At 63.0% G+C, this 23,940-nt stretch carries 27 protein-coding genes; 23 read left to right on the forward strand and 4 right to left on the reverse strand.

Going from position 1 to position 23,940, the window contains the following annotated elements; all coding sequences use genetic code 11:
• Window positions 1-283 precede the first annotated feature (283 nt).
• From ITJ62_RS10020 to ITJ62_RS10095, 16 genes are all read left to right on the forward strand, one after another.
• Window positions 284-1,489 carry a hypothetical protein gene (locus tag ITJ62_RS10020; protein ID WP_228498146.1) on the forward strand — a complete coding sequence of 402 codons (1,206 nt, stop codon included), beginning with the start codon at window positions 284-286 and terminating at the stop codon, window positions 1,487-1,489.
• Window positions 1,490-1,806: 317 nt separating this feature from the next.
• The gene (locus ITJ62_RS10025; RefSeq protein ID WP_194601527.1) at window positions 1,807-2,595 is read left to right on the forward strand and encodes a hypothetical protein; all 789 of its coding nucleotides are present in this window, start codon (window positions 1,807-1,809) and stop codon (window positions 2,593-2,595) included.
• Between the two features lie 5 nt (window positions 2,596-2,600).
• On the forward strand, window positions 2,601-2,738 hold the full coding sequence (locus ITJ62_RS10030; RefSeq protein ID WP_194601530.1) for a hypothetical protein: 138 nt from the start codon (window positions 2,601-2,603) through the stop codon (window positions 2,736-2,738).
• Complete coding sequence (locus ITJ62_RS10035) at window positions 2,735-4,339, forward strand: hypothetical protein (RefSeq protein ID WP_194601533.1); 1,605 nt, start codon at window positions 2,735-2,737, stop codon at window positions 4,337-4,339. Before ITJ62_RS10030 ends, ITJ62_RS10035 begins: the two co-directional genes overlap by 4 nt.
• An 89-nt stretch (window positions 4,340-4,428) precedes the next feature.
• Window positions 4,429-5,073 carry a hypothetical protein gene (locus tag ITJ62_RS10040; RefSeq protein ID WP_194601536.1) on the forward strand — a complete coding sequence of 215 codons (645 nt, stop codon included), beginning with the start codon at window positions 4,429-4,431 and terminating at the stop codon, window positions 5,071-5,073.
• Window positions 5,070-5,444: a hypothetical protein gene (locus ITJ62_RS10045; RefSeq protein ID WP_194601539.1), complete on the forward strand. Its 375-nt coding sequence runs from the start codon at window positions 5,070-5,072 to the stop codon at window positions 5,442-5,444. The genes ITJ62_RS10040 and ITJ62_RS10045 overlap by 4 nt, the downstream gene beginning before the upstream one ends.
• A gap of 50 nt (window positions 5,445-5,494) precedes the next feature.
• Complete coding sequence (locus ITJ62_RS10050) at window positions 5,495-6,118, forward strand: IPT/TIG domain-containing protein (protein WP_194601542.1); 624 nt, start codon at window positions 5,495-5,497, stop codon at window positions 6,116-6,118.
• A 68-nt stretch (window positions 6,119-6,186) separates the two neighbouring features.
• The gene (locus ITJ62_RS10055; RefSeq protein WP_194601545.1) at window positions 6,187-6,690 is read left to right on the forward strand and encodes a hypothetical protein; all 504 of its coding nucleotides are present in this window, start codon (window positions 6,187-6,189) and stop codon (window positions 6,688-6,690) included.
• A gap of 4 nt (window positions 6,691-6,694) precedes the next feature.
• Window positions 6,695-8,293 carry a hypothetical protein gene (locus ITJ62_RS10060; RefSeq protein WP_194601547.1) on the forward strand — a complete coding sequence of 533 codons (1,599 nt, stop codon included), beginning with the start codon at window positions 6,695-6,697 and terminating at the stop codon, window positions 8,291-8,293.
• Complete coding sequence (locus ITJ62_RS10065) at window positions 8,290-8,646, forward strand: hypothetical protein (RefSeq protein WP_194601550.1); 357 nt, start codon at window positions 8,290-8,292, stop codon at window positions 8,644-8,646. The genes ITJ62_RS10060 and ITJ62_RS10065 overlap by 4 nt, the downstream gene beginning before the upstream one ends.
• Window positions 8,643-10,508, forward strand: a complete 1,866-nt coding sequence (locus tag ITJ62_RS10070) for a hypothetical protein (RefSeq protein WP_194601553.1) — start codon at window positions 8,643-8,645, stop codon at window positions 10,506-10,508. The genes ITJ62_RS10065 and ITJ62_RS10070 overlap by 4 nt, the downstream gene beginning before the upstream one ends.
• Window positions 10,509-10,510: 2 nt before the next feature.
• A complete protein-coding gene (locus tag ITJ62_RS10075) occupies window positions 10,511-10,735 on the forward strand; it encodes a hypothetical protein (RefSeq protein WP_194601556.1) in 225 nt (74 codons plus the stop codon).
• 2 nt (window positions 10,736-10,737) lie between these two features.
• Window positions 10,738-11,589: a fibronectin type III domain-containing protein gene (locus ITJ62_RS10080; RefSeq protein ID WP_194601559.1), complete on the forward strand. Its 852-nt coding sequence runs from the start codon at window positions 10,738-10,740 to the stop codon at window positions 11,587-11,589.
• Window positions 11,589-12,155 (forward strand): hypothetical protein, encoded by a 567-nt coding sequence (locus ITJ62_RS10085; protein ID WP_194601562.1) that lies wholly within the window; start codon window positions 11,589-11,591, stop codon window positions 12,153-12,155. The genes ITJ62_RS10080 and ITJ62_RS10085 overlap by 1 nt, the downstream gene beginning before the upstream one ends.
• A gap of 71 nt (window positions 12,156-12,226) precedes the next feature.
• Complete coding sequence (locus ITJ62_RS10090) at window positions 12,227-12,436, forward strand: hypothetical protein (protein ID WP_194601565.1); 210 nt, start codon at window positions 12,227-12,229, stop codon at window positions 12,434-12,436.
• A 2-nt stretch (window positions 12,437-12,438) separates the two neighbouring features.
• Entirely contained in the window at window positions 12,439-12,687 is a 249-nt protein-coding gene (locus tag ITJ62_RS10095) for a hypothetical protein (RefSeq protein WP_194601568.1), read from the forward strand.
• On the opposite strand, the gene ITJ62_RS10100 is transcribed toward ITJ62_RS10095, so the two are convergent.
• On the reverse strand, window positions 12,684-13,481 hold the full coding sequence (locus ITJ62_RS10100; protein ID WP_194601571.1) for a hypothetical protein: 798 nt from the start codon (window positions 13,479-13,481) through the stop codon (window positions 12,684-12,686). The two genes, ITJ62_RS10095 and ITJ62_RS10100, sit on opposite strands and share 4 nt — an antisense overlap.
• 46 nt (window positions 13,482-13,527) lie before the next feature.
• The gene (locus ITJ62_RS10105) at window positions 13,528-13,803 is read right to left on the reverse strand and encodes a hypothetical protein (protein ID WP_194601574.1); all 276 of its coding nucleotides are present in this window, start codon (window positions 13,801-13,803) and stop codon (window positions 13,528-13,530) included.
• A 387-nt stretch (window positions 13,804-14,190) separates the two neighbouring features.
• Between ITJ62_RS10105 and ITJ62_RS10110 the strand changes: the two genes are divergently transcribed.
• Window positions 14,191-15,021: a hypothetical protein gene (locus ITJ62_RS10110; protein ID WP_228498148.1), complete on the forward strand. Its 831-nt coding sequence runs from the start codon at window positions 14,191-14,193 to the stop codon at window positions 15,019-15,021.
• Between the two features lie 84 nt (window positions 15,022-15,105).
• Here the strand turns inward: ITJ62_RS10110 and ITJ62_RS10115 are convergent, their stop codons facing one another.
• Window positions 15,106-16,248 carry a hypothetical protein gene (locus tag ITJ62_RS10115; protein ID WP_194601580.1) on the reverse strand — a complete coding sequence of 381 codons (1,143 nt, stop codon included), beginning with the start codon at window positions 16,246-16,248 and terminating at the stop codon, window positions 15,106-15,108.
• A gap of 278 nt (window positions 16,249-16,526) precedes the next feature.
• Window positions 16,527-17,288, reverse strand: a complete 762-nt coding sequence (locus ITJ62_RS10120) for a DUF4238 domain-containing protein (protein WP_194601582.1) — start codon at window positions 17,286-17,288, stop codon at window positions 16,527-16,529.
• 463 nt (window positions 17,289-17,751) lie between these two features.
• Between ITJ62_RS10120 and ITJ62_RS10125 the strand changes: the two genes are divergently transcribed.
• From ITJ62_RS10125 to ITJ62_RS10150, 6 genes are all read left to right on the forward strand, one after another.
• Window positions 17,752-18,030, forward strand: coding sequence for a hypothetical protein (locus ITJ62_RS10125; RefSeq protein ID WP_194601586.1), 279 nt, complete (start codon window positions 17,752-17,754; stop codon window positions 18,028-18,030).
• 175 nt (window positions 18,031-18,205) lie between these two features.
• Entirely contained in the window at window positions 18,206-19,810 is a 1,605-nt protein-coding gene (locus tag ITJ62_RS10130) for an ATP-dependent endonuclease (RefSeq protein WP_228498150.1), read from the forward strand.
• Window positions 19,807-21,429, forward strand: a complete 1,623-nt coding sequence (locus ITJ62_RS10135; RefSeq protein ID WP_194601592.1) for a UvrD-helicase domain-containing protein — start codon at window positions 19,807-19,809, stop codon at window positions 21,427-21,429. Before ITJ62_RS10130 ends, ITJ62_RS10135 begins: the two co-directional genes overlap by 4 nt.
• Before the next feature lie 557 nt (window positions 21,430-21,986).
• On the forward strand, window positions 21,987-22,157 hold the full coding sequence (locus tag ITJ62_RS10140) for a hypothetical protein (RefSeq protein WP_194601595.1): 171 nt from the start codon (window positions 21,987-21,989) through the stop codon (window positions 22,155-22,157).
• A gap of 74 nt (window positions 22,158-22,231) precedes the next feature.
• The gene (locus ITJ62_RS10145; RefSeq protein WP_194601598.1) at window positions 22,232-22,429 is read left to right on the forward strand and encodes a hypothetical protein; all 198 of its coding nucleotides are present in this window, start codon (window positions 22,232-22,234) and stop codon (window positions 22,427-22,429) included.
• A 464-nt stretch (window positions 22,430-22,893) separates the two neighbouring features.
• A complete protein-coding gene (locus tag ITJ62_RS10150) occupies window positions 22,894-23,937 on the forward strand; it encodes a hypothetical protein (RefSeq protein ID WP_194601602.1) in 1,044 nt (347 codons plus the stop codon).
• Window positions 23,938-23,940: the final 3 nt, after the last annotated feature.

Below are 23,940 nucleotides of genomic sequence, written 5' to 3' on the forward strand. Positions count from 1 at the left end.
CTGGGTATTGATTCGGGATGCAGGCATTACGCCAACGGTTCTCTCGGATACGACCGGGTGTGAGCGGTATCGCTCCGAGTTCATCGACGGGCTCGAACTGCTGGGGATGCACGGGCGCTGGCAGCACGCGCGGAAGTCAGTTCTCCCGCAGATGCTGTGGATCGCGGATGCTCTCAACGCCTCGAACGATGACGGCACACCTCGGCATCCGCTGACCGGCGTACTGGTCCCCCGGCGAAGCTCGAAGACCACCAGCATCGTGGCGCTGCTCCTGGGTCGCTGCATGAACCGTCCGGACTACCTGGTCGCGTTCACCCTCGCCACGAGCCGGGTCATGGCGACCAAGCGCTTCAAGAGCGACATCGTCGCCCCGCTGGAGCGCGCCTACCCCGATAAGGCCACTCGGCCCTTCACCATCCGCCTGTCCCAGGGCTCGGAGTCGATCACGTGGCCGAACGGCTCCAGCATCGTCGTGGTCACGCCGGACTCCGAGTCCTTCCGCTCGGAAGCGTTCGACGCCATCCTCATCGACGAGTCCGGAGAGGCATCGCCCGAGAAGTCTGAGGACCTGCTGGCCGGTGCGCTCGCCACCATGGACACCCGGCCGGATGCACAGTTCATCGTCGCTGGGACCGCCGCCGACTTCCGCACCGGCAACCTCCTCTGGGACACCGTGAGCGACGGCAGGAAGGGCGCACGCAAGACGGGGGTCATCGAGTACAGCGCGCCGGACACCGTGACCGCAGACGACCTGGAGGACTGGGACATCACCCGAGAGCTGGTCCTGGCTGCACACCCCGGGATCGGCACGCTCACCACACTGGAGGTCATCAAGGACCGCTTCAACCGGCTCAAGCCTCGCCAGTTCGCACGTGAGTATCTGTCGATCTTCGGCACGGCTGGACTTGGCACCTCGATCCTCGACATGGAGAAGTGGAACGCGGGAGCGCTGGAGGGGAAGCCCACCTCGATCCCGACGCGGGTGGCGTTCGCCATCGCGGTCCACCCTGACCAGGTCTCGGCATCGTGCGTCTTCGTGTGGCGCTCCAGAGGCACGGCTCACATCTGGGTGAGCGACCACGACACGGGCACTCGCTGGCTCGCTGAGTCGGCTCTCAAGCACGCCCGCAAGCGGAAGCTCGGCATCGTCCACGACGACAAGGGAACGGTGCTCGTCGAGGTCGAGGAGCTGGCACGAAAGCGGCCCAAGCCGAAGCTCCTCCCCCAGACCATGCGGCACGTCACCACAGCGGCAGCGCTGCTCGTCAAAGAGGTCCAGGCGGGCAAGGTGAAGCACTGGAACCAGGAGCCTCTGAACCGAGCCGCAGTGCTGGCCAGGAAGCGACGGATCGGTGTCAACGGCTGGGGCTTTGGGCGCGGCACTCCGGAGGACGACATCACCAGCATCGAGGCTGCAGCCATGGCGCTCCGTGTCTACGACGACACCAAGCCCCAGCAATCCGTGGGAGTCATCATCGCTGCAAAGTAGTTCCCAGTTTTGGTCGGAATCACGTTATTGAGTGAGCCGATAGAGGTATGGGAATCAGGGACCTACTTCGCGGCACGAGCACTCGTGTGCGTCCTGATTACCTCGCCGGACCCACTGCTGTCTCGAACGCTGGCATCCTGTCGCCGTGGTCCGACGGTGAGCTGAACAAGTTCGTCTGGGCTGACATCTTCGGTATCGAGTCCATCCCGGTGACCCGGAAGGAAGCGCTCAGCGTCCCTGCCGTCGCTGGGGGTCTGAACCGCATCATCGGAGAGCTGGCACACCGCCCGCTTCGGTGCTTGGACGCCACTGGGTTGATGAAGACGCAGCCATCCTGGCTCTACCGCACCGACACCGGAGTCAGCCCGTACCACCGGATGGTCGGCATCCTGACCGACCACGTCTTCGACGGGGACAGCCTCCTGAGCGTCAAGCGCGGCACGGACGGCAAGACGATCCTCGACGCCATCCGCATCCCCTACGAGCAGTGGCGCATCGACCCGGACACATTCGAGTTCTTGGTGAACGAGCAGCCCGTCGAGCAGGGCTCCGTCGTCTACCTCCCCGCCGCCTTCCCTGGACTCCTGAACATCGCTTCCGAGAAGGTCCGCGCGGCCAAGAACGTGGAGCGCGCCGCAGCGTCTCGCGTCCGCAACCCTACGCCGACCATCGTGCTGCAGGGCGATAAAGAGTCGAACCTTGGCCAGAAGGAAGTGCAGAAGTACGTCTCAGCCGTCTCTGCTGCTCGCCGCGATCCCGATGGTGCAGTCATGTACCTGCCCAACGAAATCACCGCATCCTTCCACGGCGACTCCGCCTCCGACCTCTTCGCTGACGAGCGCAACCAGCTCCGCCTCGACTTCGCCAACTTCTTGAATTTGGACCCCGAGTCCATCGCCGGTTCCAAGAACGCCTCGACTTTGAAGTATGAGACGGACGGCTCCCAGCAGACCGCGCTGGCGAACCGGCTCACCTTCTGGACCGCCCCCATCGAGGCCGCGCTGTCCATGGACGACGTCGTCCCCCGTGGACAGCGCATCCGCTTCGACTTCGCCAACACTCCGACCGCAGCCGGTGGCGACACCGGCCCCTACTCCGAGGACTGAGACCCATGACTGAAGACACGGAACTCCGCATCGAGGCTGTGCGCTTCGCACGCGAGACCGAGGTGGACAAGGACCTGGTCCTGGCAGCTGCTCGGGCCTATCACGCGTTCCTCACCGAGACGCCTGAGGAGGCCTCCGAATGACCACCGTCACCATCGACGCGGGGACACTCACCGCATCCAAGGAAGATCGTACGATCACCGGCCTGTTGGTCCCATACGGCGAAGAGTGCCGCTCCAACCTCGGCAAGTTCAGCTTCGACGCCGGAGCCGTCACGATCCCGAGCGACCTCGGCGGCATGTCAATCAACGTCGAGCACCAGCGAGAGAACGTCGTCGGCCAGTTCAGCACGGCACTGGAGACGGCTGCAGGCATCGTCGCCACGTTCAAGGTCGCCAAGACCCCTCAGGGCGATCAGGCCCTAGACGACATCGCTGCAGGGCGCCGCAAGCACCTGTCGGCCGAGGTCGCTGGCGTGAAGATCAAGGACGGCAAGGGCATCGCCGGGAACCTGTTCGCCGCAGCTCTCGTGGCCGCTCCCGCGTTCCCCAGTGCCACGCTCCTCGCCGCTGCTGCAGACACCGAGGACGAACAGCCGGCCGAATCCTCCGAGCCCGTCACGACCACGGACAAGCGCACCGAGGTCCGCACCGACGAAGACGGCAACGAGACCAAGTACACGATCACGACCACCACGACCGTGGATGGCGACACCACCACGATCAAGACCACCGAGGTCATCGAGGCCCCGGACGAAACCCCCGAAGAGAAGGAGCCCGACGTGGCCACCGCAACCGCACCCGCAACTCTCGCCGCAACGGCTCCCGGCGCGTCCACCAAGGACAAGGCCCTGGACTCAACGGCCCTGTTCTCGATGATCAGCAACGCCATTCGCACCCAGGACCCGACGCTTCTCGCGGCGCTCAACGACGTCAAGGTCTCCGGTACCGGTGCCGTTGGTACCAACACCGTCGTCCCCCAGTACGTCGGCGAACTCTGGTCCGGCCGAGGCTTCGCCCGCAAGGTGATCCCGCTCCTGCAGTCGGCTCCGCTGACATCCTTCGAGGTCAAGGGCTGGCGCTGGGGCACCAAGCCTGAGGTCGCGGAGTGGGCGGGCAACAAGGCAGCGATCCCGTCGAACACCCCGACGACCACGCCCTACAGCGTCGGCATCACCCGCTTCGCTGGTGGCTGGGACCTCGCTCGCGAGTTCTCGGACTTCGGTCAGACCGAGGTCCTGGACAGCTTCGTCCGCGCCATGATCGACTCCTACGCCAAGAAGTCCGACGAGAAGGTCCTCGCTGACCTCCTCGCCGCAGCGACCTCCGCACCGGTCGGCACGATCCCGACTGGCGTCGGCCCTGGTATCGCGAAGATCGTGCGCGGTGGCCTCCGAGTCATCGCCAACGACGCGACCCCGAGCTTCGCACTCGTCGCCCCGGACGTCTTCGAGAGCGTCGCATTCACGAAGGACAACGACGGTCTCAAGTTCCTGTCCATGTCGCTCGGTCTCGAAGAGGGATCGACCGAGGGCTTCAAGGTGGTGCCTCACACCGGCCTGGCTGCTGGCTCGGTACTCGTAGGCGCACGAGAGGCCGCGACAACGCTGGAGCTTCCTTCCTCGCCCATCCGCGTGTCGGCCATCGACATCGCTCGCGGTGGCCTCGACGAGGCAGTCCACGGGTACATCGGCACCAAGGTCGATTACCCCGCAGGCCTCCAGCTCGTCACGAACGCCGTCTAGTCGTGAGTGGCGGGGAGCACCTTGTTCCCGCTGTTTGACCACAGCGCTCCCCGCCACTCGCTCCACCCGACTTCAGAAAGGAGCCGATCATGACCTACGAATTCGCTGACCAGCTCGGCCCCTTCGGTCGCTTTGACCGCCCCCTCTCGGCTTCCACCGTCGTCCTCACTGAAGACGAGAATCCCGTGGACCTGGACTTCCTCCAGACAGTGACGGCCTCGGTCATTCGACCCGATGGCGTGGAGGTGGACGGCATCGACGTCAACGGAGTCGCCTCCAACTTCAGCGCCTCAGTCGTGGCCGACACCATCAAGGTCACCTGGCCGACGACATCCGTACTCCTCGACTCTGGGGTCTACCAGCTGAAGCTCCGGCTCAACGATTCAGAGTCCGTCCTGTCGCCCTTCGTCGTCGAGGAGCAAGACGGCTGGCACACGCTGACCTCAGCTCGTCGGGAGTGGCCTCGCTGTCCCGTGGAGGATGACGTCCAGCTCTGGGAACTCCTCGCCATCGCCCGTGTGCAGTGTCTCTCGTACGCCGAGGAGCTGGAGACCAACGCTGTCCCACTGAACTTCAAGACGGCTCAGCTCGTGCAGGCCCGGAACATCTGGAACGCCTCCATCGCAGACCCGACCGGCGACTCCTCGGGTGAGTTCTCCTTCCAGCCTCGACCGATGGACTGGCATGTCAAGAACCTGCTCCGTCCCCGACGCGGATTCCCGGTGGTGTCATGAACTCCCCACGCCAGTACCTCGCAGACACCATCAAGCCGCTGCTCCCGAAGCGCTGGAACCTGGTGCCGTATCAGGCCCCGAGCCTGGACAAGCTCGCAGTCCCCACCGTCGTCATCTCGACCAAGAGCTTCACCCCCACGCCGACCGCTCCCCGCAGCTCGCTCACCCACACCTTCACCGTCACGGTCATCGATCCCGCGACGGATAACGAGAAGGCGGAGGAAGCGCTGGAGGACGAGGTTATGGAACTGGTCTACGCCCTCGAACAGCTCGACTCGTTGGTCTGGGAGAACGCCGAACGCGTCCAATGGGCAGACCGACTCATGGCCTGGGACATCACCCTCACTCTCATCACCACTCGAAAGGACTGATCCACATGGTTCAGGTTGCACACACTCCCCTCGTCCTCAAGGACATGCTGATGTCCCTCGGAGACAACTCCTACGAGAAGGCCATTTCGGGAGCCGTCTTCACCCCCACCGCCGCCACCATCTCCTGGCAGGGCGGAACCCCTGACAGCTCCTTCACGGACACCGGGCGGGCTACATGGGTCTGTGCCCTGACCTACGCGCAGGATTGGGACACGGTGGGCTCGCTCTCCGAATACCTCTTCGACAGTGAGGGAGCCGTCGTCCCGGCGCTCTTCCGTCCAAAGAACGGCAAGGGGTCGAGCTTCAGCGCCACGCTGGTCATCACGCCCGGCTCCATCGGAGGCACGACCAACTCCGTCGCGGAGGCAACGGTCAACCTGGGTGTCCAGGGCAAGCCTGTTCGCATTCCGGCAGCGGCCTCCATCCCCGTCATCGCAGCAGCGACCCCGGCCACTGGTCCGGTCGCGGGGAACAAGCTCGTGAAGATCACCGGCTCCGGCTTCACCGGTGCCACCGCAGTCGTCTTCGGCGCTGTCGCGGCCGTGGACTTCAAGGTCGAGTCGGATGGCGTCATCTACGCCACGGCCCCGGCTCAGGCTGCTGGCTCGAAGCCGGTCAAGGTCACCAACGCGGTCGGCATCTCGACGACCACGGGCGCATACACCTACGCCTAACCAAGACCTCCCGGCCCGCTGACTTACTCCTTGATCGGCGGGCCGGGAGCACCACAAGGAGCAACACCATGCGGATCGATATCTACGGCTCACGCGAGCTGCAGGCGACGGTCCTCAGCATCCGCCGCGCAGAACGCGACATCCAGACCAACATCCGCAAGTTCACGAAAACGCTGCTGATGCCGGAATGGAAGAAGGCCCTGGCCGAGCGAGCGGAGACCCGACTGGAACACCGAGCCCTGGTGTCTACTGCTCGCATCACGATGTCGAACCAGAACATCAAGCTCAAGAGCGCCGGTCTGAACCGGAAGCTCTCGGGCGGGATGAACCCGAACGTCGAGGGCCATGCCGTGGAGTTCGGTGCCAACCGCGAAGAGAAGACCACTTACGACGCGGTCTCCAAGAACGGCACTGGCTACCGCATCACGCGCCGCACCCGCCGCCAGCTCCGACCGAAGACCACCCAGGGCTACGTCTTCTACCCGGCCGTTCGGGCGATGATCCCCCGCTTCGCATCGCTCTGGGTGCAGACCACAGTCCGAACACTCGCAGACGCTCTAGATAGGCGGTGACACCATGGCACTCGAAGTAGACATTGTCGCCAACGCTCGGGACTTCCAGCGCACCACCCGCGACGTGGCGGAAGGCGTCAACGATGTAGCTGACTCCCTCGACGACCTCGCACGGGACGCGCAGCGCTCCGGTGACCGCATGGGAGACGGCATCACGGACGGTGCCCGAGAGGGTGAGCGTGGCCTGGAGCGCCTAGAGCGGTCCTTCAGAGAGATGTCCGACTCTGCTCAGCGAGAGAGCCGCAGCGCCGGACGAGACATCGACCGGAACGTCCGGCAGGGATCAGACAGCGCACGCGACGGAATTCGAGAAATTGGCGACGAGTCGGCCTCCACGGCCAAGGAAGCCGCAGCGAGCTTCGACGGCTCCGCGGAGTCCATCGGAGACGCGTTCCAGGAGGTCGCGGCCAATGCGTTCGCCGGGTTCGGTCCCGCTGGCCTAATCGCTGGTGTGGCCGCTGCAGCCGGTATCGGTCTCGTGTTCTCGAAGATCGAAGAGGGCGCGGAGTCCACCGAGGCGTTCAAGGAGCGAGTGGCGGAACTCGCCGGAGAGTTCATCGAGACAGGCAAGAGCGGCGCGGTCTCGCTGGAGTTCATCATCGACAAGCTCAAGTCGATGGCCACTGAGACCGAGGACAACGCCACCGGCCTGGAGGACCTTCGGGACGCCTCTGACCGCAGTGGCTCGAGTTTCAAGGATCTGGCCGACGCATACTCCGGCAGCACCGACCAGCTGAAGGAGCTGGTCAAGGAGGGCAAGGACCACCTCCGGAACCTGCAGGACGAAGCCGACCTTGTAGACACCACCACGAACGCTGGCGTCAAGAAGTACAACCAGCTCATGGACCAGATCGCTGGCCAGGAGCAATACAACGCCTACATGGGTGAGGCGAAGACGGCAGCGGAGGAAGCCGCCGAGGCTGAAGCCAACTACGCCGCAGCCGGTGGTCCCGAGATGGAGCTCAAGGCAGCTCGGCTCGAAGCACTCAACGACAAGTACGACGAGATTGCTGGCAGCGCCTCAGAGTTCATCTCCGAAGAGACCGGCCTCTTCGATGTCTCCGGGTACATCGCCTCCATGGATGCCCGCATCGCCGCGCTGCAGAACTACAACACCCAGATCGGTGAGTCCGCCCTGACCGAGGAGGCCAAGAGCTTCCTCGACAGCCAGGGGCAGGACGCTGCAGCCTCTTTGTTCGCTGGCTACCAGACCGCCACGGACGCCGAGAAGGCAAAGCTCAACGACATCTGGAGTGAGGCCGGTTCCGAGAACTCGGGCAGCTACACCAACACCTTCACTGAAGGACTCCCCGACGACGTCAAGGGACCGGACGTGAAGGTCGAGGCAGACACAAAGCAGGCCGAAGCCGATATCGAGAAAACGACCAAGAAGGAGCGGAAGACCGAAATCAAGGTCACCGCGAACATGTCCGACGCCAAGAAGGACATCGACGCATTCCTCGCCAAGGAGCGCTCACTCTCCCTGAAGGTCGGGCTGGACCTCTCCGGCGCGGAGCAGCAGATCAGCAACTTCGTGAACCGTTCCCGCACCACCACAGTCTCGGCTCGCGTCATCGACAAGAACGGGAAGCTCATCCCATGACCGCCTCAGTGCAGCACGGCACCACCACTATCGGCGTGGACTTCCTCCTCGGCTTCGTCAGCGAGCGCGAGCACGGCAACATCCTGCACCCGGTCCTGGGACGCGGAGATGTGGAGGTCACCTTCAAGGCCGCTGGCCTCCGCAAGGGCACGCTCAAGTTCCTCTGCGACACCTACGAGAAGGCAGCTGCGCTCGACGCAGAGCACGCCAAGATCGGCTCCTTCCAGCTCCTCGACGATGAGGTCCCCCCGCCCGGCGTCTCGATGACCTACGTCCCGGCCGGCCGAATCACAGTCGAGCTGGACCAGACCCAGTACGTCGTCTCGGTGGACTTCCAGGAGGTGCTTCCGTGACCTTCACTCGCCACACCATGACCGGCTCACTGGAGCTGACGGACGGGACTCGTCTCGCCCTCGACATCACCGATGCTCGCGCCGCGCTGGAAGAAGCTCGGTCGCCGTACTCACAGATCGACCTCACGACCCCCATCCCAGAGTCAGACGTCCTGGAGAGGATCGACCCACGAGCAGGGCTCCGCGCTCAGATGACGCTCCGCAGCGACTTCGGAGAGGGCGCACTGGCTTCAGTCCTGTCGGCCACGCTCCCCGCAATCCCCCGGGCCTACGAATGGGAGGGCGCGCCCAACGCCTCCAGCTCCGTGCTCAAGGTCGATGGAGTGGCCACGCTCCGGAACCAGTGCACGAATCCCGGCTTCGAAGTCTCGACCTCCGGATGGACGCCTGTCAGCGGCTCAGCCAACCTCTCCGTGTCAACGGTGTGGAAAGAACGCGGCACGCGATCCGGCCTCATCAGCCCGACGAGCACCGGCACGAACTCATACATCTACGCAGGAGGGGCATCCTCCTTCGCTTTCGGTATGCAACCGGGGAAGACCTACGCACTCGGCAGCACGCTCTACGTGCCTGTGGCGCAGACCGGCACCCTCAGCGCGAACGCCCGAAAGATGTGGGTTCAGATCACCACCCCGGCAGGTACCACCAACCTGTTCTCGGCCGCAGGCGCGGCGACTGGAACCACCATCTTCGGCATGTCCGTCACGGTGCCCTCTGACGCCCTCGGTGTATTCGTCATCCTGATGAACGGCGCGACGAACAGCGCAGCCAACCTCACGTACTGGGACAGCGTGTACGTCATCGAGGGCTCAGGGCAACAGGGCTACTTCGACGGCTCCACTCCGACGACTCCGGTCTACAAGACAGCGGCAGACCTCACTTCTAGGTACGGAGGCAAGACGGCCGCAGCTGTCAGCGCCGACTACTTCACCCCATGGAACTCATTCGGCGTTCGTCCACCCACGATCAGGAACTTCAACGTCGGTCTCCGCAGCTTCGAAGCAGACCGAAGCCGGGGTGACTTCCGGCTCGTGTTCAACACCGATGAAATGCTGATGCAGGACTACGCCCTGGTATCTCAGACTTCGATAGCTCCGACTACCAGCACGGTCCGAGGAGCCGTCAATCTCGCGCTGTCGAAGATCGGTGCAGCGCTGTCCAGCGATTCGCTCGACGCCACGGTCCAGGACATCGAGTCCCTGAACTGGAACCCAGGCGTCACCGCTTGGGACTACGTGGAGCCTTTGGTCCAGAAGGCAGGGCTTCGGCTCTACTGCACCGAGCAGCGCGTCTGGCAGCTCGTGGAGCCCCAGAAGACCGTGGACGGGTTCCTGTCGCTCGCCGCCGAGAACAACGTCACACGGGGCTCGGACAGCATCTCGCTCGACGCTCGCCCGGAGGACTCGTACTACGACGCGGTAGTTGTCGAGTACAAGTGGACTGACGTCAACAAGGTCTCCCAGGTGGCCTACGACGTGGCCGGTGAGAAGGAGCGCGCTCGCAAGGTCTACACCGTCCGATACAGCGACGTCCCCTACCCCGGGCCTGGTGCAGCAACCGCAATCCTTCGACGGTCCCAGGGGCGCGGCCGGGTGCTCAACGTGGACGCCATCAGCGACTACTCCACAGAGCCGGGTCTCGGTCTCGGCATCTCGCTCCCGAACTCGATCACCCAGACCGGCTACGTCTCAGCTGTCGATTGGCAGTTCCCCGAGGGCGTCATGTCGGTGAAGTCTCGCGGTCTCGTCGAGACTCCGCCCGACTCCTGGACGCTCGCACCACCTGAACTCCTCTGGTCCACCGTGGCCGACGACACCACGTGGCTCAACTACCCGAACATTTCACTAGGCGGAGGTTCCTAATCATGGCCATCGGAGACAAGGCAGCAGCAAAGGGCCTCGCGGTCTACCCGCCGAACCAGAAGGTCGGCAAGGGCTACGAGAACGACAACCAGCGCGGCGACGAGCTGGCCGACGAGATGACCGCTCGCGCCGCAGCGGACCTCACCAAGTTCGACAAGGACCTCCTCAAGGTTCAGCAGGCCGACCCCGGGCACCTCCCCGGTCGCGTCTGGGTGAGCTGGGTGTAGCCATGGTCTACGGCGGAGCAATCAACGGTGTCGGGCTGAGTAACCCGAACGCGTACCGGCTGGGCGGAGGTGTCGTCTATTGCGTGATGGGCATCCCGAACGGTCGCGTGGCAGCAAACGGGCTCCAGCCGGTCCGCGTCACTCAGGTCGGCATCTACGCAGGCGGGCGGAACGGAGCCGTCACCGCAAACGTCACAGTCGGCACCGGGCAGACCGGGAACTTCGCCATGCCTGGAGGCGGCGGAGGCACCTACGGGCTCTACGGCCTGGGAGCGGCCCCGGCCTACTTCAGCGGCACACAGCAGACCACCCTGGCGATCAACCACGACGGCTCACTCAACTACGGCCGAGGCGGCGTGGGCGGGGTGAACATCTACGAATCAGGTGCCCTCGCCTGGTCAGACGCCACGCTCGTGGGCGACTACTGGTACGAGCAGGTGCCCGCAGCACCGTCCATGATCGCAGCTACCCCTGGACCGGCCGGACAGGTAACGGTGCAGTTCGGAGGATCGGGCGACACCGGGGATGCAGCGATCACAGGGTGGCAGCTCCAGTACGCCGACAACCCCGGCTTCGGTGGAGCCGTCACGGTCGGCAGCAGCGGGACCACGAGCTTCAACCTGACCCCCGGCAAGACCTACTGGTTCCGCGCGGCAGGCCGCAACAACGTCTCTGACGCCTACGGGACGACCGGCCCGTGGTCGGGATCGATCGCGGCCACCATGCGCTCAGGCGGCAAGGTCTCTGTCAACGACCAATGGCGCTCCGGCGTGGTGAAGGTCTCGGTCAACGACCAGTGGCGCGACGGCATCGTCCGCGTCTCAAACGGAACAACTTGGAAGGACGCTCTCTGATGCCTGGACTCATCGACACCAACGGGGTGTACCGCTACGCGGAGGACGACGAAATCCCCACCCTGTCCGCCTTCATGGACAAGGGTCAGGCCGCGCAGTCTGTCGCGTTCAGCTCGGCACGTGCACGGCTCGCAGCTCTCGAAGCGGCGGCACCCCTTCCGGTCCTGACTGGTCGCTTTACTGGAGGACAGACGGTGGCAACGTCCAGCGTGGTCGGCTCGGGCACCTGGACGCCGAATGCCACATACTCTTCGACGGGCTCCACGACGCTCTGGACTCCGATTGCGAACGGGCTCCGCTTCAACCAGAAGGGCATCTACTTCCTGACGGTTCAAATCAAGATCACGGGTGGTGTCTCGGGCCGGTGCTTCGTGGACGTCGTCGTCGGCTCGGAGAATCGTCGTCTCGACTACTCGCCCATTGGTGAGGACAACATCACCCTGGCCACGGAAATCACGATCATCAACCCGAACACCTCGGTCACCCTGGCGTTCTTCCAAGCCTCTGGATCGAGCAAGGCCCTGACTGAGGTTGTGGACATCGTCCGCCTGGGCGGGCTGAGCTAGCTGTAACTACCCGTTCACGACACGTCGGCTGAATGGGACCAGCATTTTCAAATCGCCCTTACCGTCAAGGCATGAAAGACATCAAGGAAGCCTGGCCCAAACTCTCGCCTGACGTTCAACGCGAGCTGAAGAGCAACATCGGATCGCTGTCCACGGATGCGTTTGTGGCTTTGACGCACGCTGGTCGAACATTCGCGTTCGCTCACTTCGTAGGTACCGAACCGACCGGCGCACCAAATCTGGAACCCGAAGAGTGGGAGTGGATCGCCCTGCAGGCGTGACCATGGACACCCTCATTCTGGTTCTCTACATCGTCGCCGCAGCTTTGCCGCTCCTGGCGCTCGTGCTGTCCCTGGCCGAGTTCAAGAAGCAGACGACGGAGCACGAGGGCTACGGCTTGAACGACTTCCGCGTCAGCAAGAAGGGCGTGCGCGCGGAATTCATCGCAAAGCAACGCGACATCTGGCTCGTCGGCGGTGGCGTGGTAATCGCTTCGGTCGCGGGGGTTCTCTCCATACTGCCAATTGGCTAGCTCAGGTCGAACTTCTCCTTGCGCGAGCGAGACCGCCAGTACTTTCGGGAACTGGGTGAGACGACAGCCCGCATGTCGTTCCAGTACTCGTGTTCCTTCCAACTGCCTCGCCGCGCCGGATCCTCCACAAGAACTGAGTTGTAAACGCGCAAGACATGGAACTCTTCGACGTCGGCGTCTCGCGGCCCCTGGTACACGATAACCAGCTCGGCAGCGTCGGCTGGTAACCCCCCTGCCGCCTCTACCTCAGCAATCTTGATCCATTCATCTACAGGCTTAAACAACTGGTAAGTAGCGTCGAAGGTCTCACCTGCCGAGAGGATCGCGCTCCGCACAGGGTGGGAGGTGCCTTTCTTGATCAGGAACATGTTGAAGCGGACCTCCGCAGCCCCGGGGCCGTCGTTCCTGATCTTCACATCCCCGGTCGCCGAAATCACCCTGTCGGCGTCGCTCGGGAGGTTGAACACGTCGGTCGAGCCCAAGAGCACGTCCTGTCCCTCACGGCGCTCGGCGACGGTATAGCCGACCGGGCCAGCAGTGACCCAGATGCGAGGCACACTTGCCTCCAGACGAGCAAGCTGATTCTCAGTGAGCGAGCGCTGGGCGACCTCGACGGCTGCGCGGGATGCTTCGACGCCTTCTCGGGATGCCGCCACACCGTCACGAGCAGCGTCAACCGCTTTTTTGGACTCCTCCAATGCCCTCCTCGTGAGGAACGCCTGCCACGCGATCACGCCTGCAGAGAGCACCGTTGCTCCAGCCGAGATATATCCGGGGATGTTTGGATCAGCCATCCCCCAAATATGGCAGACGCACTCGGCTCCCCTTGTGATTGGTCAACTATTCTGTCGGCTCGTTGATCCAGATCTCCTCGACACCCGGATCGTCGAGCAACGGCTGGATCGCGCCGAACCCCGTCACCGCGGCGAGCACCTCGCTCGTCATCCCGTGCTCGTCGTCGATGAGCGGCGTCGTATCGTTCAGCGCGCGCTCGTTGTAGCGACGCACCTCCTCGCGGGCGATCCGCCCCGCTCCCCCACGCCGACCCGGCTCCCCGAACTCCTCACGCACCCGGTCGCGCACGCGCGCCGTGATGATCTCCGCCGCTGTCCCCATGCCGCCATCCTGACGAACACCGGCCACGCCCCGCAGAAGTTATCCACAGCACCACCCGCTCGACTGGCTCGACAACGCGCTTCACTCCACGACCACGAAAGCGCGCACTTCGTCTGGGCGGAGCACGCCGAAAATCACGTAGCACTCGACATAGAGACCAAACCCCCTACATTTCTCGGTCTGAAAACCATCGAGGATCCGGGGTCTATTGAGTGCTCGGTCCACGCATGAACTTGCCTCGACGCGCATCGTCATCCCTGACGCACCAGTGCACGGGGAGCGGTCTCCACCCATCAGCTCTTCCCCAGCGCCGCCGTCTGCAGACCGCAGTGGACGCGCTAAGTTCTCCGCATGGTGAATTGCGTTATCTGCGGGATCAGGCCCGCGGTGGGCAAGGGAGAGCATGTTTGGCCGGCGTGGTTCCTCAAAGACGCCGACGCCGCCGGGCCGCCGTCCTTCAGGTGGTCATCCAACGGAGAAGCCCTCCTCAACCGTGACGACGCGCCGCTGCATTTCACCGAGCGTCAACGCTTGCTCGTGCCCGCTTGTCGGAGTTGTAACGCGACGCTCGACACCCGTCTCGAGAAGCCGGCGAAGCAGATCGTCCGGCGGTTGGCACCGAACTCCTGGGCCGGAGATGCAGAGGCGCACGAATGGGCTGCCGTAGGGCTGTGGTTCGCAAAGATCCTTCTCCTCGCTACCCATCCACTCGCTATGCACCAACACCCCAAGATCAACAAGCACCGGATCATCGGAGACTGGGAGACGGAAGACTTCTTGTGGCTCATTGACGGCACTCCCCCACCGTCAGACCTATCGTTGTGGGCGTTTCGCGCCGAGCAGGAGAAGGGGACTCCAACCGCACGCGTACTGCTTCCCAAGGTGGTTCAACTCGATGACGGCAGCACCACCCGATTCCCGATGACCCTGATCACTCTGGACGGCATTTGTTTGACGCTCGTTTACCATCCTGGATGGGCGATCGATCACCCCCTGGTCGCTGAGGGCGCGGCGTGGGAACTCCTTCACAACGCTCCCGAAGGCGATCTCGCCGACCTACCAATCTTGCCGTTCAACGCGATCAACTGGCGTCGACCAAACATGGTGGTGCTCGCGGACGGGCTCCGCCTCGACGGCACACTTCCACCACTGGGAACCATCACCGACTCTCCCATTCCCGGCAGCCTCATCGACGTGATCCGGACGGCGTCGTTCTGACCTCAGCTCACCCCACGTCGTGAAAATGAGGTTGAGCAGTACCTGCACGAAGCGGAGTCTCAGCCGGCTTAGGACCGACGGACCTCATATGAATGTCACCAGCTCAGAGGCGCGAGTCTCGGGGTCGTACTTCAGCGCGAGAGTGTGGAGACGAGGGCCCGTCGTCGTGTCGATCTCGACTAGCGAGTTGTACATGAGCACTTCGTCACCCGTGTTGGCGTGACGCTCGTACCGCAGGTTGTACATATGCCCCTCAGCGCTGAGCTCGGTGAGAGTCATCTCTAGCGCCTCGCGCTCGAGATGCACCAGTTCCGCCAGCGCGAGTGCGCCACGGTGCTGTCCGGAGTGAGGGTATTCGAACCGGGAAGTGGTCATCCAGACATTCGGAGTTTCTACCGCGCCTGCATTCGGATCCAGCGCCCCGAACGCGAGTTCGCTGTCAGAGAAGTTCCGGCCCGTGAGCCGCGTGTTGATGCGGAAGGTGAGAAACGGGAGATAGAGCTCCGATGGCACTCCGATCGTCTTGAATCCCGCGGCCTCGAACGGATAGCCAAGCGGATTGGGGACATCGTCGTATACGCCATCCAGGACCACCGATCCGACTCGCAGTCCGAGTTGCGGCAGTGAAAGCGCGATGTGCTCTTTGAGCGCGCTGTGGGTGGTGCAGTCGGCGTGTCCTACGTAGGCGGGGTCGGTCCGCACCTCAGCAATCAGTGCCTCTGCCTGAGCGCGCGACAGGTTCGAGACATAGACCACATAGATCTGGTCTGTGCTCAGATAGTTCGGGTTCACGAGCTCGCCCCGCTCCAGCAGCGCAGCCCTCAGTGTCGATCCGCCGCCGCCCTCCAAGAGGTCTCCGTGCAGGATCGCATTGAGACCGCTGTTGCGTGCGGGGCGCGGTAACGCGGGAATCCACACCTCCGCGAGGTGATAACCATAGAACCCGCCCGAAGCTCGGGACGCCACACCCCAATCGAACAGCAACGCGATCTCACGCCTCCCGGCATGAGGCACAAGCGCACGCGCAATGTGGTCGTAGTTCACTCCCACTGCCGCGAGTTCGGCAACGAGTGACGAATGCATTGACCGAATCCAGTGATAGAGCTCTTCAGAGCGGACCCCGTACAACGAGCCACCCTGACGAAGGATGCTGCTGTTGAGAGCAGTCACGGCATGAATCCGGAACGGCCCGCTGCTGAGATCGTCCCACGACAGGTTTGAGGCCACCTGCTCAAGTTAGCGGGAAGGTCCAGTCCCGCGGCGCCACGGCAACCAACAGGATCATGTCCGGCGCGTGTGGTGGTGCGCTCCGTCGGTGTTGAGAATGTTGCGGCCCGTGGTCCTCGGAGCGGACGCACCGTCCCGGTTGCGCCGCAGGATCACCCTTTCGACTCGGCACCTCCCTGGCCAGCTGCAGAGCTTCAGCGAGCATCTTGTCGACGCCTACCCGCACGGAGGCCAAGCCTCCCCCAAGCGCCCCCGAGGCACCGCTCAACGATGCGTCGTCATGCAGGACCTTCGGCGCGCTCTCTATCGCGCTCAGCGGCGATGATGGCGGCCTGCTTGAAGTTCAGTGTGCCCTTCTTGCCGACGATCCAGCGCCGGCAATTCATCGCGAGCCGCATCTTGAAGGGCACACCCTCTGGGAGCTCGTCGCCGATCAAGAGCAACTGAGTCGGCGACAGCGGAAAGGTCACGACGGAGACGCGGCCGGCGCTGGATCCCCAGAGCATGACCGCGCCGTCGCCGGTTGGGAAGTCGTCGACCTCCCACATAGTCCACTCCCACTGCTCAAGCCCCAGCTCGGTGAGCTTCGGGCCCGGCTCCCGATCGCGTGTGAGCAGCGTCATGTCGCCAAGCCTGAGCTCGATATCCCTCGCGGCACCGTCGGACATCATCGCCACGCCGGGAACCCCTACCTCAGCGCGATCGGCATACCGCCCCCGATAGCGATGCATCTCAAGGAACTCAATCAGCTGCGTCCGCTCTTCGACGGTCAACTCGAGCCCGTCCCGCAGCATGCGGATCACGCGGATGCCTGCACTCTCGATACGCGCGTACTCGCCCTCAAGGTCGTAGTTGAGCAGGGCGGGCTCGTAGACGTAGTTCACCACCGTCGCCTTCTTGTAAGACTTGTGGTACCCGATCCCCTCCTCCAGATCGAGCACAGCGATGACGTTCTTCGTATCGGCCCACGCGCTGATATACCCGCTGGACACCATGTGAGCACCCTTCACCTGGCTCCTGTCGGGCTGGCTGGCAGTCATGACCTCAGCGTAGCTGCGGCGTCAGGCATGACTAGTTCGGCCCTAGACTCACGACTCGCATCGACAGGCCAAACCAACCGAGGCCACGCGCTCCAGGGACCCAAGTCAGGCTGCGATAGCCCAAGATCGAAGCGCCTGCGAGGCTCCGAGCCGGGATCCCTCAACCGTTGCCTAGAAACGCTGTCTTGAAGAGCTCTCCGGCATCTGCGGCTTTGGCGGTGGGCAGTTCGAGCTCACCAGTGGTGATGGCATCGTTGCCGTCCTCGGTCAGCACCCACGTGAGCCTCACCGCTTCAGCCCGCGGGTCCCGAGCCAGGAGCACGTAGTCATCTTGGCCGCTGCTCCATGGGACCTTCGGACGCCGGCTCAGCAACGACTGTGAACGGAGACCGATATGGACAGGAATGAGAAGAGGCATCTACGTGACCGCCTCGCTCAACACCTGGACGTCTCACACGTCTGCATGACTGATGATGAGGGGCTTACCCTGTCTCGGTTTGTCGATCAGTATGACGAGAGATATCGCGGGACCAGCTTTCCTCCGCGAACGACCACACATTCGGGGTGGGGTTCGGATGGCAAGTACATCGCCACGGAGCCGTACGCGAACTCCTTCCCGACGGAGAAGGCCGGTATCCGGCAGGCCTATGAGTACAGCGACGACAATGGCGTTCACCGTTCAACGGTGACTGACATCACCGATGCTCGTGGGGTGCTCAACTGGTTGCGCGATTGGCACTGAGCACGCTGTCGGCGGGCATCCCCGTGGGCGGCCCTACCGAACTATTGAACTCGCGAGAGCTGACGCGAGAGGCTCTGGGCGTGGTGCGTGCGTTCACTCCCAATCGCTGCCATGGTTAGATCAGGGCGGGTGCACCGAGGCACCTCGATTCTCGTCAAGCTGTCGAGGGGAACTGATGAGGCTGAGTTCATTGCGCATCGCCAACTACCAGCGACTGCCTGATCTCGAGATTGAGGTACGTGAACACCTCGTACTGGTAGGTCCGAATGACGCGGGCAAGACGTCAATTCTTAGTTGCGTCAATCTCCTGCTGGGCGCGTCGATCCAGCAGATATACGCCTCGATCGGAGTACGAGACCTCGCCGACACGTCCGCCCCGCTGATCGTGCGTGGGGTACTGGTCGACTTCTCCGACGAAGAACGCGCGACCTTCCCAGATGAGATCGAGATCATTGACGGTTCCGAGAGCCTAACGGTCGAGCTGGCGGTCAGCGCCAGCGAAGACGACGACCAGTCCGTCATTGTCCGGCGGCACTTCCCCGAGACGAGCGGGCGGAGCGTCAGCCGGGAGCAACTCGAGGTCCTCAGCTGGCACTACCTGCCGGCTGGTCGCTCCGCCGCCGCCGAGTACATCACCGGGCGCCGTGGCCCGCTGCGCACACTGCTCGCAGCAGCGGAACTCGGCGGCGAAGGTGATGAACTCAAAGCCTCACTTGAGACCTTCAATAGCGGTCTCGACGCGAGCACTGTACTGACAGAGTTGCGACGCAAGATCGCAGAGCACCTCTCTCAGTCCATGCCACGAGGTCTCGCCGTCGACGACCTAGCGCTTCGGACTGCGGCTGACCCCGCTGAGGACATGCTCGAGGATGTCGATCTATTCCTGAAGAAGGAAGACGGCTCACATGCTGCACTCATGGAACAATCGGATGGGGTGAGGCAGCTCATGACCATGAGCTTCTTCGACCTCGCGCGCGATGCGGCCAACATCGTCGCGGTCGACGAACCCGAGCTTCACCTGCATGCTTCCAGCCAGCGAACGGTCGCCGACCTATTCGCTCGCGGGAGCGCTCAGCGTCTCCTCGTCACCCACTCGCCCTATGTCATGCAAAGGTTCGAGCCTCCGCACATCGCCGTGGTCAAGGCCGATCGGTCCGTTCATCAGATTCCCGCGGCGAGCTTTAGCGCCGTGCAGAAGGAGATGGCCAACTGGTGGTCACCTCACCTGCTCGAGGCTCTTACGGCCCGTCACACTCTGCTTGTCGAGGGAGCCGCGGACAAGGTCATCGTCGAATCCGCGGCGCGCGTACGAGGAGTAAACCTAGATCGCCTCGGTGTCTCGGTCCTGGACATCGGCGGTGCCGAGAAGTTTCGGCACGTCAATCGGCTCCTGGGTGCCGATGGCTTCGCTTTGGACCTGATCGGCCTCGTCGATAAGGCAGAAAGCTCGCCGTGGGTAAACGGTCTCGGGATGAAGCCGAAGGACGTCAATATCCGCAAGGTGTTCGTCTGCGCGACAGATCTAGAGGATGAGTACGTCGCGGCGATGGGAGCACCGGCCGTTGCGGCCGCGCTTATCGCCGAAGGTGTCAGAGAAGACTCAATCCTGCAGTCCACTGGCGCAGTCGATGTGGCAAGTATCCAGGCGAAGCAGATGGCCGCGTTCGTCAGGAAGGACAAAGTGACCTATGCAGTCGCAGTGGGCAGCCGCTTGTCTGATACGCAAGTGAAGGCCATGCCTGCGATCGACGGACTGCTGAACTACATCACCCAGCTATGACCGAGATACTCGCCGTCGGACGGCAGCTGGAGGCCGTCGAGAGCCGTGACGACCACACCCTGGTGATCGCCCCGCCTGGCTGTGGGAAAACCGAGCTCCTCGCCATGCGCGCGGAGTTCCTCGTACGCAACGGCCTAATTCGCCCACATCGGCGTCTGCTCGCGATCACATACTCCAAGCGAGCGCGCGACAACATGCGGCAGAGGATCGAACACCGGCTCGGCTCGGACCGGGCGGGCCGCTTTGTCACTGTCCTCAACTTCCACGGTCTTGCTGGCCGTATCGTCCGAGCACACGCTGGCACGATCGGACTCCCCCACGACTTCGTCCTGCCCACGAAACGATGGTTCGCTGACGCCGCAACCTCGCTTGGCGCCGGATGGGAGTCCCGGAAGGCGGCTGAGGACAGGCTTCTGGAGGTGAAGTCTGGGCCAATCACCGACGAGGACGTCCAGCACCAACTGAGCAACAGCGGTGACGAACTCGCTTTGGCTATCGAACGCGTCCGCGTCGAGTCGAATCGGCTGGACTATCAAGACCTCATCCGTCACGCACAACGGCTCCTCCGCGTACCAGAGGTGGCGAACCTCTACCAACAGCACTTCGACGCCGTATTGGTCGACGAGTTCCAAGACCTCTCCATGCAGCAGTTCGACCTACTCTCACGTGCCTGCGTGCGCAGTGGCACGTACGTCGGCGACCCGCTTCAAGGGATCTACTCCTGGGCAGGGGCGCAACCCGAGGAAGTGATCGCGATGCTGAAGACTCAGTGCACGTCTCGAGTCGACCTAGACGTCTCGTATCGTTCGTCGCCCGAAGTCCTCGCTATGGTGAACGCCGTAGGCGTGCCGATCGGTGCCACCAAACTGCAGGCAGCCGACCCAGCCTCCTGGGGTATTGGGAAACGGACGCGCGCGCTTATCTTTGACGACGAAGCTGCCGAAGCGGAGGCCGTAACGAAGCTCGTAACGAAGCTGGCCCGAGAGCGGCCCTCTAATTCTGTCGCGATCATCGCACGCTCGGGACCGCGACGCGGACTCATCGACGCTGCCCTCGCACCCGTAGATGACATTCCCATCCAGTTCTGGGATATGGCGCTCGACCATCCCGGCCTGCTCACAGCGTTCCGTACGGCCGCGGCCGGAATCTCAGCGGCTGCGCCACTAGAAGATCAGTTGACCGCATTGCGGGAACGCACTCTGGCCACGATGGGTGGCGATGACGTAGACACCGCCAACGTGGTCGAAGAGGCAATCGAACTGCTGCGACACCGAGCGACTGCCGGCGAGGGTGTCCGAGACCTTCTAAGGCGCACGAGGGCGGTGGACGTCGCGGACGTCGCACCACCCGGCGTCCACGTCATGAACGCCCACCTCGGAAAGGGACAACAATTCGACTGGGTCTTCGTCATCGGCCTCGAGGAGGGGCATGTCCCCGACTGGCGGAATCCTGATGATCCAGAGGAAGCTCGAGTCCTCATGGTGATGCTCTCGCGCGCAAAGCGCGGGCTGATCGTCTCGCGTGCGAAGTCGGTGAAGACCAAGTTCGGGACAGTGAAGCACCCGCCAGCAAGCCGGTGGTGGAGCTCCCTCGAACAAGCAGCGCAGAAGACCAAGTAACTGATCGTGCCGACCAGATCAGGGTAGCCCCTGAGCCCGTCAGGGCTTGTACTTCCAAGCTAAGGAGCGGCGATGGGCACAACGTCAAGAACCAGTGCCTCGATCTTGGGAAGGAACGTCTTCTGCTCGAGTTCCGCCCTGATGAGCTTGCGTGCCGCCTGGAACGTCTCAGCACCGCTGACGTCGACTTTGCTAGCGGCGCCTTCCGCTTCAGCAACTGCCTTTACGAGGGCGACGTGGGACTCGTTGCGCGCGTCGTATGGCTGGATTAGTGCGCGGAACACATTCTTGTCGATGTCTGTCCCGCTCCGCGATGCTCAGCGGCCCCTAGCGGTCCCGTGCGGGTCTCAGCGAACGGAATCGACCGTGACCGGAAATCCTAGACCCCCGTTTGTTGATTTCTTGGTAACACGACACGGGGCGTGTCGTCGCATCGGTGTCCGTCGCCGGACGTACGTTCTTAACTAACGAAGCCTCAACCAGGGGCTGAGGCAACGTTGGAAGTCAGAGGATTGCGGCCTCTGAACTTCTAGCAACCACATCAAGGAGGTCGCACTTTGTTCGAAGGCAACGTTACACACGGAGAGAGGTTGTGGGTTAAGGCTCGCGCGAGAATCGAGGAGTTCAACGCGGTTGCACATGCCGCCCTGAAGGTGCTCACGACCCTCGCCAAGATCGGATCAGTCGTCCTGGGAGCGGCGCTCGCCATCCAGAAACTTCTGAGCTGAGACCCGCCGGAGGAGGCGCCGTCAGAGATGGCGGGGCCTTCGTGTTTCCCTACTGCTCTAGTAGGGTCTGCCGCATGGGAATCAGCTACAGCGGTTTTGACGATGTACAGAACATGCTTAACAACCAACTCGTGGAGTCGTTGGCGGAGAAAATAGCCAGTATCGCTCGGGAGAGGGGTTTGACTACAACCGAGAGCATTAACATCAACGCCGAAGAAGGCGTCGATGTGGAGGCCGTACGGAAGCGCGCGGAGGAAATCCTCAAGGGATAAGCTCTCATCGATCCGTGACGCACAGCCAGTGCGCGCGGGGCGAACACGCGAAAACAGGACTAGACACTGAGAAGGCCTCACCGCTACAGGTGGGGCCTTCGTGTTGCATCCTTCCATGGCCATGCGGGTATGTGTTTCTGTGGTCGACCGGTGGCACGCAGCATCCGCTCCGCGAGATCGCGGACGTCACCCTCGCCCAGGACCACGTCCGTCAGCTCCGACACCCCGCCACGGTCCACGTACCACGAACCACGAACCACGAACCACGAACCACGAACCACGAACCACGAACCACGAACACCTTCGTCGAAGAGTTCACATCTGATAACCCGGCACGCCGTCGCCGATTCACCTCGTCACCACGGAATAGCTAGCCGAAGGAGGGTAAGCCGCCAGCTGCCAGGGTACGAGGAGGCGTGTGCCATTGTTGACCCATGGGGAATCAGTACCGTTCCGAAGCACGGATGGACTTCGCAACGCCGAAATCGCTCTGGGATGCCGCGCAGAGACTGTCCACCCTGCTGAGCGAGCGAGCGGAGGGGCTCGGGGGAAAGCTCATGGTGGACAGCACCATGATTCAGACCACCGACGGGTCGTTCATCAACGGAGATTCTCTCCTTGAAGCCATGGAGCAAGTCGAAGCCGATCGATTGATTGCCCGGGACGTGGCGGTCTTCCGGTCTGTCGACACGCCGCCGGTCAAACCTCTCTTGCACGACTACGACCTGAATCTGCACGCTTTCCCCTTGTCAGGCGTAATCCGCCTCGACTTCAAAGCTCCGACCAAGGCTGAAGCAGACGGGCTTCAAGCGTGGGCGCAGGCGGAATTGGAGATCACGGAGCTGATCACCCGGACCTTCGACGCAGTTCCTGAACCGCCAGCGGTCCCGGATGCTCCGCTAGAGATCGAGGAGGTGCAGCAAGAGAACGTCCATGGCAACAGTGTCGAGGTCTCTAGCACTGAGTCGTCCTCCTTAGCGGCTGACAGGTTTGGCGGAGGGTCCGAGAAAAACTACCGACGGGGCACCGACCTCTGGGCTGTGCTAGAGACGCTGGCAAACCTTCACACGGCGGCAGTTCGGGAAGTTGCCCCGCACATCGAAGTCACGTTCCGAGCGGCAGACAAGCACGACACTCGCATCCAGCGTCCTTCGCTTGCCGAGCTTCGCGACGCCGTTGCCGAGCACAACATGACTACGCGCTGGATCGGAATCCATGTCAAAGGGAATGCTTCGAGCGCCCTGACCCTCACCCCCGACGTAGACGTCCAGATCATGGCGCACTCCTTCATCAAGCGCATCACTGTTGGCGTCAAGAGCAATTCGAACTTGGTCACAAAAGGCCTGGAGCGTCTCGGGGAGGATTACTTCAAACGACGCCTCCCGCGACTGCGTGACGGAGAGTCGAGGTTCCGCCGATTCGTCGTGCACCCTGCGACAATCGCGTTCGGTGCCACAACGATCGGCGGGCTGATCGTATTGGGAATTGCCAAACTACTCGGGTGGTAACCG

Origin of the sequence: Plantibacter sp. VKM Ac-2876 (assembly GCF_015350715.1) — a bacterium.
GTDB lineage: Bacteria > Actinomycetota > Actinomycetes > Actinomycetales > Microbacteriaceae > Plantibacter > Plantibacter auratus.

Coding starts and splice junctions, on each gene's coding strand:
- ITJ62_RS10105 (WP_194601574.1), bottom strand. CDS start 13,803: ATGGGGACAGCGGCGGAGATCATCACGGCGCGCGTGCGCGACCGGGTG.
- ITJ62_RS10085 (WP_194601562.1), top strand. CDS start 11,589: ATGCCTGGACTCATCGACACCAACGGGGTGTACCGCTACGCGGAGGAC.
- ITJ62_RS10135 (WP_194601592.1), top strand. CDS start 19,807: ATGACCGAGATACTCGCCGTCGGACGGCAGCTGGAGGCCGTCGAGAGC.
- ITJ62_RS10095 (WP_194601568.1), top strand. CDS start 12,439: ATGGACACCCTCATTCTGGTTCTCTACATCGTCGCCGCAGCTTTGCCG.
- ITJ62_RS10075 (WP_194601556.1), top strand. CDS start 10,511: ATGGCCATCGGAGACAAGGCAGCAGCAAAGGGCCTCGCGGTCTACCCG.
- ITJ62_RS10065 (WP_194601550.1), top strand. CDS start 8,290: ATGACCGCCTCAGTGCAGCACGGCACCACCACTATCGGCGTGGACTTC.
- ITJ62_RS10145 (WP_194601598.1), top strand. CDS start 22,232: ATGGGAATCAGCTACAGCGGTTTTGACGATGTACAGAACATGCTTAAC.
- ITJ62_RS10090 (WP_194601565.1), top strand. CDS start 12,227: ATGAAAGACATCAAGGAAGCCTGGCCCAAACTCTCGCCTGACGTTCAA.
- ITJ62_RS10025 (WP_194601527.1), top strand. CDS start 1,807: ATGAAGACGCAGCCATCCTGGCTCTACCGCACCGACACCGGAGTCAGC.
- ITJ62_RS10100 (WP_194601571.1), bottom strand. CDS start 13,481: ATGGCTGATCCAAACATCCCCGGATATATCTCGGCTGGAGCAACGGTG.
- ITJ62_RS10045 (WP_194601539.1), top strand. CDS start 5,070: ATGAACTCCCCACGCCAGTACCTCGCAGACACCATCAAGCCGCTGCTC.
- ITJ62_RS10120 (WP_194601582.1), bottom strand. CDS start 17,288: ATGACTGCCAGCCAGCCCGACAGGAGCCAGGTGAAGGGTGCTCACATG.
- ITJ62_RS10035 (WP_194601533.1), top strand. CDS start 2,735: ATGACCACCGTCACCATCGACGCGGGGACACTCACCGCATCCAAGGAA.
- ITJ62_RS10040 (WP_194601536.1), top strand. CDS start 4,429: ATGACCTACGAATTCGCTGACCAGCTCGGCCCCTTCGGTCGCTTTGAC.
- ITJ62_RS10020 (WP_228498146.1), top strand. CDS start 284: ATGAACCGTCCGGACTACCTGGTCGCGTTCACCCTCGCCACGAGCCGG.
- ITJ62_RS10125 (WP_194601586.1), top strand. CDS start 17,752: ATGACTGATGATGAGGGGCTTACCCTGTCTCGGTTTGTCGATCAGTAT.
- ITJ62_RS10080 (WP_194601559.1), top strand. CDS start 10,738: ATGGTCTACGGCGGAGCAATCAACGGTGTCGGGCTGAGTAACCCGAAC.
- ITJ62_RS10150 (WP_194601602.1), top strand. CDS start 22,894: ATGGACTTCGCAACGCCGAAATCGCTCTGGGATGCCGCGCAGAGACTG.
- ITJ62_RS10060 (WP_194601547.1), top strand. CDS start 6,695: ATGGCACTCGAAGTAGACATTGTCGCCAACGCTCGGGACTTCCAGCGC.
- ITJ62_RS10130 (WP_228498150.1), top strand. CDS start 18,206: ATGAGGCTGAGTTCATTGCGCATCGCCAACTACCAGCGACTGCCTGAT.
- ITJ62_RS10055 (WP_194601545.1), top strand. CDS start 6,187: ATGCGGATCGATATCTACGGCTCACGCGAGCTGCAGGCGACGGTCCTC.
- ITJ62_RS10030 (WP_194601530.1), top strand. CDS start 2,601: ATGACTGAAGACACGGAACTCCGCATCGAGGCTGTGCGCTTCGCACGC.
- ITJ62_RS10050 (WP_194601542.1), top strand. CDS start 5,495: ATGTCCCTCGGAGACAACTCCTACGAGAAGGCCATTTCGGGAGCCGTC.